Origin of the sequence: Neorhizobium alkalisoli, assembly GCF_007829835.1 — a bacterium.
Classification (GTDB): domain Bacteria; phylum Pseudomonadota; class Alphaproteobacteria; order Rhizobiales; family Rhizobiaceae; genus Neorhizobium.
Genome location: NZ_VIWP01000002.1, coordinates 358,810 through 370,571, shown reverse-complemented (window position 1 = coordinate 370,571; position 11,762 = coordinate 358,810). Strand labels below are relative to the sequence as shown.

The following is an 11,762-nucleotide window of genomic DNA, read 5'->3' as shown; positions in this document are numbered from 1 at the left end:
CTGTTTCAGCCGAGCTTCACCGCAAATAAACCGACGGATACCAATAACAATCCTGCGCGTCCTTCGGCCGAATGCAGAACAGTGATTGCGGTTTTGAAAATCCTTCGACCGTCACCTGTTCGAGCCGCTTGAACAGCCTGCATTTCGTACCGGCATCGTAGGCCATCTTGATCGCGGCATTGACTTCCTTCTGTTTCAGCAGCCCGGCAATCACGTTCTCGGTCTTGAGATCGATGCAGCCCGGCAGGCCGAAGGAGACGGTTTTGGGTTGTCCGAAGCTGAAACTCTGCGCCTGCGCCGATCCGGCGATCGCGGCGGTGATGAGGGCGGCGGCGAGCAATGTGCGCATGACGATTCTCCGATCGCCGAAAGGCTAGCCAAGTCTCGGCGGAAATCATAGGACGAGGTCGTCCGCAGCGCCGGATACCCACATCGCGTTTTCGTGAGTGTTGTGGCGCACCGAGTGTTCCCGAAAACACACGTTCACACAGCTTTGTGACCCATTCGCAACTGACACGAATTGGCCGTATTGCTATGTGAACGCCAAGGTCTATGTAGACGGTAAAATCGCGCTGAAAACTTTGGGTTCCCGCTGTTTCACCGCAGCGACCACGCGCAGTCAACGCTTTGTATTAACCATATCCCCGTAACCTCTTGACGTTACTTGGGATCGAATGGACGGGATAATGTCGAAGAAGATCGGATCGGAAGCTTTTTCTCGCCGCGCGCTTTTGCGTACGGCCGTTTCCGCAGGGGCGGCCGCACTGGCAGCGCCGGCGTTTGCGCAGAGCGCGGTCGATGAACTGATCAATGCCCGCGGCCGCGGCACCTGGGACGACCAGTTCGATGCGCAGGTTTCGCGTACCGCGGTCGGCACCGTGTCCAACACGCCGATCCTCAGCCCGCAGTCTGTTCCGAACATCCAGGTGGCGATCGCCCAGTACCAGCAGATCGTCTCTGCCGGCGGCTGGCCGATGGTCAATGTTTCCGCCCAGCAGCGTTTCAAGATCGGTGTCACGGATTCGAACGTCCAGACGCTGCGCCAGCGCCTGATGATCGTCGGCGACCTGCCGCGCAGCGCCGGCATGTCCAGCTCGTTCGACAGCTATGTCGATGGCGCGCTCAAGCGTTTCCAGGCCCGCCACGGCCTGCCGGCAGACGGCGTGATGGGCGAATACACGATCAAGGCGATGAACATCTCCGCCGACGTGCGCCTGCAGCAGCTGAACACCAACCTGATCCGTCTCCAGACGTTCCAGGGCGATCTCGGCCGCCGCCACGTCATGGTCAACATTCCGGCGACCTATATCGAGGCCGTGCAGGACGGGCAGGTGGCGCTGCGCCACAGCGCCATCGTTGGCCGTCTCAGCCGCCCGACGCATATCATCAACTCGAAGATCTATGAGGTCATCCTCAATCCTTACTGGACCGCGCCGCGCTCGATCATCGTCAAGGATATCGTGCCGCTGATGCGCAAGGACCCGACCTATCTGACGCGCAACAACATCCGCCTGCTCGACGGCAAGGGCGGGGAAGTGGCGCCGGAAACGATCGACTGGAATGCCGAAAAGGCGCCGAACCTGATGTTCCGTCAGGATCCGGGCAAGAACAACGCCATGGCATCCACCAAGATCAACTTCTACAACCCGAACAACGAATACATGCACGATACGCCGGAACAGGGCCTGTTCAACAAGCTGATGCGTTTCGACTCGTCCGGTTGTGTGCGCGTTCAGAACGTTCGCGACCTGGCCGTCTGGCTGCTTTCGGAAAACCCGGAATGGTCGCGCCAGCACATGGAAAGCGTCATCGCTAGCCGCGTCAACACGCCGATCAAGCTGACGACCGAAGTGCCGGTCTACTTCTCCTACATCACCGCCTGGTCGGCCAAGGACGGTGTCGTGCAGTTCCGCGACGACATCTACCAGATGGACGGTGAACAGGAACTGGCGCTTCAGACGACCAACGGCCAGGAAAAGCCGGTCGGCTCGATTGGCGAGGAAGTCCTGCCGCAGTAAGAGACTGGGTCTCTGCAGAATTTTGAAAGGCCGCGTCCGAAAGGGTGCGGCTTTTTCGTTTTCCAGGATGCTTGACCGGAGTTGGACGCGCAAATGTCGCTCGGCGTATTGCCCTGACCCCGCCGGGGCGCTAATACGCCTTGCATCGCCTGCCACCCCTTTCGAGGAGCCTGCTTATGTCGAATACCGACACCTTCTTCTCCCGCCCGCTTGCCGAATCCGATCCGGAAATCTTTGGCGCGATCGAGAAGGAACTGGGTCGTCAGCGCCACGAGATCGAACTCATCGCGTCTGAAAACATCGTCTCCCGCGCCGTGCTCGAAGCCCAGGGCTCGATCATGACCAACAAGTATGCGGAAGGGTATCCGGGCAAGCGTTATTACGGCGGCTGCCAGTTCGTCGATATCGCCGAAGAACTCGCCATCGAGCGCGCCAAGAAGCTGTTCGGCGTCAATTTCGCCAACGTCCAGCCCAATTCGGGTTCACAGATGAACCAGGCCGTATTCCTCGCGCTCCTGCAGCCGGGCGATACGTTCATGGGCCTCGACCTCAATTCGGGTGGCCACCTGACCCATGGCTCGCCGGTCAACATGTCCGGCAAGTGGTTCAACGTCGTCTCCTACGGCGTGCGCGAAGGCGACAACCTGCTCGACATGGAAGACGTCGCCAAGAAGGCGCGCGAACACAAGCCGAAGCTGATCATCGCCGGCGGCACCGCCTATTCCCGTATCTGGGACTGGAAGAAGTTCCGCGAGATCGCCGATGAAGTCGGCGCCTACCTGATGGTCGACATGGCCCATATTGCCGGTCTCGTTGCCGGTGGCCAGCATCCGTCGCCGTTCCCGCATTGCCACGTTGCCACCACCACGACCCACAAGTCGCTGCGTGGCCCGCGCGGCGGCGTCATCCTCACGAATGACGAGGATCTGGCGAAGAAGTTCAATTCGGCCGTTTTCCCCGGCCTGCAGGGCGGCCCGCTGATGCACATCATCGCCGCCAAGGCCGTTGCCTTCGGCGAAGCGCTGCAGCCCGACTTCAAGGATTACGCAGCCCAGATCGTCAAGAACGCCAAGGCGCTGTCGGAAACCCTGATCGCTGGCGGTCTCGACATCGTCTCGGGTGGCACCGACAACCACCTGATGCTGGTCGACCTGCGCAAGAAGAACGCCACCGGCAAGCGCGCCGAGGCAGCTCTGGGCCGCGCCTACGTCACCTGCAATAAGAACGGCATCCCGTTCGATCCTGAAAAGCCCTTCGTCACCTCCGGCGTCCGTCTCGGCACCCCGGCCGGCACGACCCGCGGCTTCAAGGAAGCCGAGTTCAAGGAAATCGGTAACCTGATCGTCGAGGTTCTCGATGGCCTGAAGGTTGCCAATTCCGACGAAGGCAATGCGGCGATCGAAGCCGGCGTGCGGGAAAAGGTGGTCGCTCTGACCGGCCGTTTCCCCATGTACCCCTACCTGTAAGGAAAAGGCATGCGCTGCCCCTATTGCGGTTCGGAAGATAGCCAGGTCAAGGATTCGCGTCCGGCCGAGGATTTCACCTCGATCCGCCGGCGGCGCATCTGCCCGGATTGCGGCGGTCGTTTCACGACCTTCGAACGTGTCCAGCTGCGCGAGCTGATGGTCACCAAGAAGACCGGCCGCAAGGTGCCTTTCGACCGCAACAAGCTGGTGCGGTCGTTCCAGATCGCGCTGCGCAAGCGGCCCGTGGATGCCGACCGCATCGAGCGGGCCGTTTCCGGCATCGTCCGCCGTCTCGAAAGTTCCGGCGAGAGCGAAATCTCGTCGGAAGAGATCGGCCTGCAGGTGCTGGAAGCCCTGAAGAGCCTCGATGACGTCGGTTTCGTCCGTTACGCCTCGGTTTATCGCGATTTCTCCCATGCGGAAGATTTCGAGAAGGTGATCCAGGAGATCAACGCCAAGATCGCCCGCGATTCCGGCGTGGAAATCTGATCATGTCCGCGGCCGAGGACGCACGCTACATGGCGGCGGCCCTTCGGCTGTCGCTCTGGCATGAAGGACAGACCGAAACCAACCCCTCCGTCGGCTGCGTTATCGTCAGGGACGGCGCCATAGTCGGCGCGGCCGTCACCGCTGTCGGCGGCCGCCCGCATGCGGAAACGCAGGCATTGGCCATCGCCGGCGAAAAGGCGAGGGGAGCGACCGTTTATGTCACGCTCGAACCCTGCGCCCATTACGGCCGCACGCCGCCCTGCGCCAATGCGCTCGTGGCTGCCGGTGTCGGCCGCGTCGTCATTTGCCTGGTCGATCCCGATCCGCGCGTTGCCGGCCACGGCATTGCCATTCTGAAAGAGGCGGGCATCAAGGTCGAGACTGGTCTTCTGGAGAGCCAAGGCCGCCGGGCATTGGCCGCCTATCTCAGCCGGCAGGTCAGAAAACGCCCTTATGTGACTCTCAAGCTTGCAGTTTCTCTGGACGGCATGCTCGGCCGTCGCGGCGAGGAAGTTTCCATCACCGGTCCGCTCGCCCGCGCACAGGTGCATGTTCTGCGCGCCGAAAGCGATGCGATCCTCGTCGGCATCGGCACCGTGCGTTGCGACGATCCGGAACTCACCGTCCGCCTTCCTGGCATGCGCGACCGTTCGCCGGTGCGTATCATCCTCGATCGGCGGCTGGAACTGCCGCTCGATTCCAATCTCGTGCGCTCTGCCCGGGTCGTGCCGGTCATCGCAGCATCCGTGGGTGCGCTCCCCGCCACCGCCCAGCCATCCTCATCGATGGGCAAGGGGCGTGCCTCTGTTTCTTTCTGCCGCTGTGGTGAGGAGCAGAAGCATATCTATGTCGCGCAGGATGTGACCGGTCAGACCTGGAATGAGACCGAAGCCGCGCCGATCTCGGACGACCCCGCACGTAATGCGCTTCTGGATGCGGGCGTCCATATCATCGACGCTAGGGATCTCGCCGATCTTCTTTATACGCTCACCGAACACGGTATTTCCTCGCTGTTCGTCGAGGGCGGAGCGGCCGTTGCCCGTGCTTTCCTCGATGCCGACCTCGTCGATCGTGTGATCGTTTCGCAAGGGCCGGTGACGATCGGTGAGGGCGGGCTTGAATCGCCGCTGACGCCATCCGATATGCCGGAAAAGTTCCGGCCCGTCCGCAAGGACATGTTCGGCCCGGACAGCTCTTACGAATTTGAACGAGGTTTTTGATGTTTACCGGAATTGTCACGGATGTCGGCACGGTCGCATCGGCATCGCCGATGGATGAGGGCGTCAAGCTTCGGATCGCCACCAACTACGATCCAAAAACCATCGACATGGGCGCATCGATCTCCCATGGCGGCGTCTGCCTGACGGTCACAAATCTTCCGGCCGAAGGCAGCAACGAGCGCTGGTTCGAGGTCGAGGCCTGGGAAGAAGCGCTGCGCCTGACAACGATCGCCTCCTGGGGCGAAGGCACGCGGGTCAATCTCGAGCGGGCGCTGAAGATCGGCGACGAACTCGGCGGCCATATCGTCTCCGGCCATGTCGACGGCAAGGCCGAAATCCTCTCGATCAAATCCGAAGGCGAGGCGGTTCGCATCACGCTGCGCGCGCCGCAGGATCTCGCCCGTTTCGTTGCGCCAAAAGGTTCGGTCGCGCTGGACGGCACGTCGCTGACGGTCAATGCCGTTGATGGCGCGGATTTCGACGTCCTTCTGATCCGCCATACGCTTGCCGTCACCACCTGGGGCGATCGCAAGGCCGGCGACTTCGTCAATTTCGAAGTCGATACGATGGCGCGTTACGCCGCCCGTCTGGCCCAGTTCCCGACGGCATGATCCTCGACGCGGCCGCTCAGGCCGCGTTCGAAAACTTGCGGTGAATATCCTTGAAGATCGGCGCGATCTTGATGAAGACCTCGACGATATCGGGGTCGAAATGCGTGCCGCTCTCGCTGGCGATCAGGTCCACGGCCTGCTCATGCGGCATGGCTGCCTTGTAGATCCGCTCCGAAACCAGCGCGTCATAGACATCGGCAATCGCCATGATCCGTCCGGCAATCGGGATTTCCTCGCCCTTCAGGCCGCGCGGATAACCGGTTCCATTCCATTTTTCATGGTGGGTATAGGCGATTTCCTTGGCAAGGCTGAGGAAGGGCGTCGTCGAGCCCATATAGCTCTCAGCCGTCTCGATTGCCGCCTGGCCGATCTCGGCATGTGTCTTCATCACCTCGAACTCGCTCTTGTCGAGCTTGCCGGGCTTCAAGAGAATGCTGTCGGGAATGCCGACCTTGCCGATATCGTGCAGCGGCGCCGACTTGTAGAGAAGGTCGATCAGCTCATCATCCAGCGTCGCCTTGTAAGGTTCCTGCTGCCGCATCGCCTCGGCCAGAGCCCGCACATAATGCTGGGTGCGGCGGATGTGATTGCCGGTCTCGTGGTCGCGCGTTTCCGCAAGAGAGGCCATGGCAAGGATCATCGCGTCGCGCGCACGCTGCGATTCCTCGCGGGCGGTGGCAAGCGAATTGATCAGTGCCACATTGGTCATGGCGATTGCCGCCGTATTGGCGATGCGCTTCAGGCGCTGGACGATTTCGGGCCCCGGTTCGCCGACCTTGGACCAATAGGCGCCGATCGCACCAACCGGATCTTCGGGACGCACCGGCACCATGACCAGGCTTTTCACGAACGTGTTCCTGTAGGCCTCGATCGGTACCCGCGGATCGACATAGATATCCGGGATGACGACGGTCTCGCCATGGATCATTGCCCAGCCTGAAATGCAGCTGGTCATCGGAAAGCGCTGTCCCTTCCAGAGCGGACCGATCGCATCCTCGTCGGCATAGTAGCAGCTTGCCCCGTCCCGCAGGACGAAGCTTATGCCGTCAGCCCCGATGAGGCTGCGGGCCGAATGCCGGACTATCGAAATGATTTCCGATATGTCCCGGGCCATCGACATCTGCAGGATCAAATCTTCCATACAGCTCTGGTCCGAAAAATGCATTCAAGAGTTCCAACTGCGGCGTGTTTCACAACCATTATATTGCATCCTCCTAATAAAAGGAGAATAGAGACTGCATAAATTTATAGTAGGTCAATGCAACTGGCTGCATATGGATCCCGTTTCGACTGTCGCCGCCCCGTTCGTCAGGTCGTCCCTGAAACGAGATATTCGCGACATGCAACGCTGAGGTCAACGAAAATAGCTTGCCAAGTGCTGCGCGGCGTGTTTTGACCGCCGCCTGTCCCGGCGGCTTGGCTGCACCGCCCGGTTTGAAAAGGTAAAATCATGTCGCAAGAATCCGCTCCCCATATCCTGATCGTCGAAGCGCGCTTCTACGACGACATGTCTGACGCGCTCCTCGAAGGTGCAACTTTTGCACTCAAGGAAGCCGGCGCCACCTATGACGTCGTGACCGTTCCCGGTGCGCTCGAAATCCCGCCGGCAATCGCCATGGCGCTCGATGCAGCGGAAGAGGGCGGCACCGAATATAACGGCTTCGTCGCGCTCGGCATGGTCATCCGTGGTGAGACCTACCACTTCGATATCGTCTCGAACGAATCCTCGCGTGCGCTGATGGATCTGGCCGTCTCGGAATCGCTGGCGATCGGCAATGGCATCATGACCGTCGAAAACGACGATCAGGCCTGGGCCCGTGTACGCCGCTCGGACAAGGACAAGGGCGGTTTTGCCGCTCGTGCTGCCCTGAGCATGATCGCGCTGCGCGAAAAGCTGAATGGTGGTTGATCCGATGACGAAGGAAGCTGACCAGCAGGTCCGTCCGGCCAACCAGCGTGGCGCAGCCCGCCTCGCTGCCGTGCAGGCCCTTTACCAGATGGATGTCGGCGGTACCGGCGTGCTCGAGGTCGTTGCCGAATATGAAGCGCATCGCCTCGGCCAGGAACTGGACGGAGATACCTATCTGAAGGCCGACGCCTCCTGGTTCCGTTCCATCGTCGCCGGCGTCGTGCGCGATCAGGTCAAGATCGACCCGCTGGTGCGTTCGGCCCTGCAGGAAGACTGGCCGCTGTCGCGCCTCGATTCCACCCTGCGCGCCATCCTGCGCGCCGGCACGTTCGAGCTGATCGAGCGCAAGGACGTTCCGGTCGCCGTCATCGTCACTGAATATGTCGAGATCGCCCGTGCGTTTTTCGCGGATGACGAGCCGAAGGTGGTGAATGCGGTTCTCGACCGTATCGCCAAGCAGATTCGCGGCGACACCAAGAAGTAGGCAATTTCGGCATGGATGCGGCAGCGGAAATTTCGACTATCGATCTCCGCTCCGCGCGCCGCCGTGTCATGCTCTTGGCCGGAGCCCAGGCCGTTCTGGGCTCGGCCACGCCGATCGCCGTGTCGATCGGAGCACTCGCCGGTTACCAGCTTCTCGGCGATGACAAGACGCTTGCGACCGCTCCCGTCACCGCGATGAATGTCGGCACCGCCTGTGGTGCGGTGCTGATTGCCGTTGCTTCCCGTGTTTTCGGCCGCAAGGCCGCCTTCATGCTCGGTGCCGTGATCGGTTGCCTTGCCGGCGCACTTGCGGCAATCGCCCTGTTTCGCGAAAATTTCTGGCTGTTTGCCTTCGCGCTTCTGCTGATCGGCACCTGCGGCGGCTTTACCCAGAAAATTCGCTTTGCGGCAGCTGACGTCTCGCCGCCTGCCTTCAAGCCGCGGGCGATCTCCTGGATTCTCGGTGCCGGCATCGTCTCGGCCATTATCGGCCCGCAATTGGCGATCCTTGCTAGGGACTGGTTCGCGCCGGTCACCTTTGCCGGAACCTTCGTAGCTCTCGTGCCGGTCTGCCTCGTCGGCCTTGCCGCCATGAGCTTTCTGAAGCTGCCGAATGCTTCCAAGGCCGCTGCCAGCCAGCTGCCGGCCCGGCCGCTCAGGGAAATCGTCCTCACACAACGCTTCATCACCGGCATCGTCTGCGGCATCGGCACCTATGCGCTGATGACTTTCGTCATGACCGGCGCGCCGCTGGCCATGGTGATCGGCTGCGGTTTCCCGACCGAACTCGCGGCGCTCGGCATCCAGTGGCATGTGCTTGCCATGTTCGGCCCGAGCTTTTTCACCGGCATGCTGATTACCAGGTTAGGGGCCGAAAAAGTCGTTGCGACCGGCCTGGTGCTCCTGATGAGCTGCGCGGTCGTCGCGCATATCGGTATAGAACTCTGGAATTTCTGGCTCGCCCTGATCCTGCTCGGCATCGGCTGGAATTTCGGCTTCATCGGGTCGACCACCATCATCGCCTCCACCTATCGGCCGCATGAGGCCGACAAGGTGCAAGGGTTCCACGATATCGTGCTCTTCGCTTCGGTCGCCTTGTCCTCTTTCTCCTCGGGCAAGGTTTTCGTCACCTGGGGCTGGTCCTTCATCAATCTCGTCATCTGGCCGGTGGCGATCACCTGCCTTTTGCTGCTCATCGCCCTGATGATACGACGCCCCGCGGCAAATCCCCGCGCTTGAGCCTCTCGTACGGTGTCGGCGCTTGACGCCGGTTGTTCCTGCCCCCAATCTCTCGCATGCATGGTAAGCACTCCTTGGGAGGGGAGAAGCAGACCGGAGGAATGCATGGCCGGAGGGCATTTGGCCGGACGGCGACAGGGAGAGGAAAAAGCGAATGACCGTAATTTCAGGTGTGATCGTCTGCGGCCTGCTGTCGATCATTTATGCCGTCTGGGCGACACGCTCGGTTCTCGCCGCCGACCAGGGCAATCAGCGCATGCAGGAGATCGCGGGTTATATCCGCGAAGGGGCACAGGCCTATCTGACCCGCCAATATATGACGATCGCGATCGTCGGCGTGGTCGTGGCCGTGCTGGCCGGTATTCTTCTGTCCGTCACCGCCGCGATCGGCTTCGTCATCGGCGCCGTTCTGTCGGGCCTTGCCGGCTTTATCGGCATGCATGTCTCGGTGCGCGCCAATGTCCGCACCGCGCAGGCCTCGTCACATAGTCTTGCTGCCGGTCTCGATATCGCCTTCAAGTCCGGAGCCATTACCGGCATGCTGGTCGCCGGCCTCGCATTGCTCGGCGTCTCCATCTATTATCTCGTTCTGACAGCCGGCCTCGGCCATCCGGGCGGCTCGCGCGAGGTGATCGATGCGCTTGTCTCGCTCGGTTTCGGCGCGTCGCTGATTTCCATCTTCGCCCGCCTCGGCGGCGGCATTTTTACCAAGGGCGCTGATGTCGGCGGGGACCTTGTCGGCAAGGTCGAGGCCGGTATTCCGGAAGATGACCCGCGCAACCCGGCAACGATCGCCGACAATGTCGGCGACAATGTCGGCGATTGCGCCGGCATGGCAGCCGACCTGTTCGAAACCTATGCGGTCTCCGTCGTCGCCACCATGGTTCTGGCCGCGATCTTTTTTGCCGGCGCTCCGATCCTCGACACGGTCATGATCTATCCGCTGGCGATCTGCGGCGTCTGCATCGTCACCTCGATCATCGGCACGTTCTTTGTCAAACTCGGCTCGAACGGCTCGATCATGGGTGCCCTCTACAAGGGCCTGATCGTCACCGGTCTTCTGTCGATCGTCGGTCTGGCACTCGCCACCTCGGTCACGATCGGCTGGGGTTCTATCGGCACCGTTGCCGGCCTCGATATTACCGGTGCCAACCTGTTCATCTGCGGTCTGCTCGGCCTCGTCGTGACAGCACTGATCGTGGTGATCACCGAATATTATACCGGCACCAACAAGCGGCCGGTTAATTCGATCGCCCAGGCCTCCGTCACCGGCCACGGCACCAATGTCATCCAGGGCCTTGCCGTCTCGCTCGAATCGACGGCTCTGCCGGCGATCGTCATCATCGGCGGCATCATCGCCACCTACCAGCTCGGTGGCTTGTTCGGCACCGGCATCGCCGTCACCGCCATGCTTGGCCTTGCCGGCATGATCGTCGCGCTCGACGCCTTTGGCCCGGTCACCGACAATGCCGGCGGTATCGCCGAAATGGCGCACCTGCCGCCGGAAGTTAGAAAGTCCACCGATGCGCTCGACGCGGTCGGCAATACGACCAAGGCGGTCACCAAGGGTTACGCGATCGGTTCTGCCGGTCTCGGCGCTCTCGTTCTGTTCGCCGCCTATTCCAACGACCTGCAGTATTTTGCCGCCAATCCGCAGCAATATCCTTATTTCGAAGGGGTAGGGCCGATCTCGTTTAGCCTGTCCAACCCTTACGTCGTCGCGGGCCTGATCTTCGGCGGCCTCATCCCTTATCTGTTCGGCGGTATCGCCATGACCGCCGTCGGCCGCGCTGCCGGTTCGATCGTCGAGGAAGTTCGTAAGCAATTCCGCGAAAAGCCGGGCATCATGCAGGGTACGGAAAAGCCGGATTACGGCCGCGCCGTCGATATTCTGACGAGGGCCGCGATCCGCGAGATGATCGTGCCGTCGCTGCTGCCTGTTCTGGCGCCGATCGTCGTTTATTTCGGCGTGCTTTTCGTCTCCGGTGGCAGCAAGGCGTCTGCTCTTGCAGCCCTCGGCGCGTCGCTCTTGGGCGTTATCGTCAATGGCCTGTTCGTGGCGATCTCGATGACCTCGGGTGGCGGTGCCTGGGACAATGCCAAGAAGAGCTTTGAGGACGGTTTCGTCGACAAGGATGGCGTTCGCCATATGAAGGGTTCGGAAGCCCACAAGGCTTCGGTTACCGGCGATACGGTCGGCGACCCCTACAAGGATACGGCCGGCCCTGCCGTCAATCCGGCGATCAAGATCACCAATATCGTAGCACTTCTTCTGCTGGCCGTACTTGCAGGCTGAGACGGTAATGCGCAGAAATCAAAAGGCCCGC

The 11,762-nt window shown here is 61.2% G+C and carries 11 protein-coding genes; 9 read left to right on the top strand and 2 right to left on the bottom strand.

Features of this window, described 5'->3' with window-relative positions; translation table 11 throughout:
- Positions 1-16 precede the first annotated feature (16 nt).
- Positions 17-349, bottom strand: coding sequence for a hypothetical protein (locus FHW37_RS07565; protein WP_145634567.1), 333 nt, complete (start codon positions 347-349; stop codon positions 17-19).
- Between the two features lie 337 nt (positions 350-686).
- On the opposite strand from FHW37_RS07565, the gene FHW37_RS07560 reads away from it, so the two are divergent.
- The 5 genes from FHW37_RS07560 to FHW37_RS07540 all read left to right on the top strand — a co-directional run bounded on the left by FHW37_RS07560 (position 687) and on the right by FHW37_RS07540 (position 5,804).
- Positions 687-2,018, top strand: a complete 1,332-nt coding sequence (locus FHW37_RS07560) for a L,D-transpeptidase family protein (RefSeq protein WP_145634565.1) — start codon at positions 687-689, stop codon at positions 2,016-2,018.
- Positions 2,019-2,194: 176 nt separating this feature from the next.
- Positions 2,195-3,484 carry a serine hydroxymethyltransferase gene (gene glyA, locus FHW37_RS07555; RefSeq protein ID WP_145634561.1) on the top strand — a complete coding sequence of 430 codons (1,290 nt, stop codon included), beginning with the start codon at positions 2,195-2,197 and terminating at the stop codon, positions 3,482-3,484.
- 9 nt (positions 3,485-3,493) lie between these two features.
- The gene (gene nrdR / locus FHW37_RS07550) at positions 3,494-3,973 is read left to right on the top strand and encodes a transcriptional regulator NrdR (protein WP_145634559.1); all 480 of its coding nucleotides are present in this window, start codon (positions 3,494-3,496) and stop codon (positions 3,971-3,973) included.
- Positions 3,974-3,975: 2 nt separating this feature from the next.
- Positions 3,976-5,193 carry a bifunctional diaminohydroxyphosphoribosylaminopyrimidine deaminase/5-amino-6-(5-phosphoribosylamino)uracil reductase RibD gene (ribD, locus tag FHW37_RS07545; protein WP_145634557.1) on the top strand — a complete coding sequence of 406 codons (1,218 nt, stop codon included), beginning with the start codon at positions 3,976-3,978 and terminating at the stop codon, positions 5,191-5,193.
- A complete protein-coding gene (locus tag FHW37_RS07540; protein WP_145634555.1) occupies positions 5,193-5,804 on the top strand; it encodes a riboflavin synthase in 612 nt (203 codons plus the stop codon). The genes ribD and FHW37_RS07540 overlap by 1 nt, the downstream gene beginning before the upstream one ends.
- 16 nt (positions 5,805-5,820) lie before the next feature.
- On the opposite strand, the gene FHW37_RS07535 is transcribed toward FHW37_RS07540, so the two are convergent.
- Positions 5,821-6,945, bottom strand: coding sequence for a GAF and HD-GYP domain-containing protein (locus FHW37_RS07535; RefSeq protein WP_186458181.1), 1,125 nt, complete (start codon positions 6,943-6,945; stop codon positions 5,821-5,823).
- A 309-nt stretch (positions 6,946-7,254) separates the two neighbouring features.
- On the opposite strand from FHW37_RS07535, the gene ribH reads away from it, so the two are divergent.
- The 4 genes from ribH (at position 7,255) to FHW37_RS07515 (ending at position 11,731) form a co-directional block, all read left to right on the top strand.
- Positions 7,255-7,713, top strand: a complete 459-nt coding sequence (gene ribH, locus FHW37_RS07530; RefSeq protein WP_145634550.1) for a 6,7-dimethyl-8-ribityllumazine synthase — start codon at positions 7,255-7,257, stop codon at positions 7,711-7,713.
- Between the two features lie 4 nt (positions 7,714-7,717).
- Complete coding sequence (nusB, locus tag FHW37_RS07525; protein WP_145634548.1) at positions 7,718-8,197, top strand: transcription antitermination factor NusB; 480 nt, start codon at positions 7,718-7,720, stop codon at positions 8,195-8,197.
- Positions 8,198-8,208: 11 nt separating this feature from the next.
- On the top strand, positions 8,209-9,435 hold the full coding sequence (locus tag FHW37_RS07520) for an MFS transporter (protein ID WP_145634546.1): 1,227 nt from the start codon (positions 8,209-8,211) through the stop codon (positions 9,433-9,435).
- Between the two features lie 154 nt (positions 9,436-9,589).
- On the top strand, positions 9,590-11,731 hold the full coding sequence (locus FHW37_RS07515) for a sodium-translocating pyrophosphatase (protein ID WP_145634544.1): 2,142 nt from the start codon (positions 9,590-9,592) through the stop codon (positions 11,729-11,731).
- Positions 11,732-11,762 lie beyond the last annotated feature (31 nt).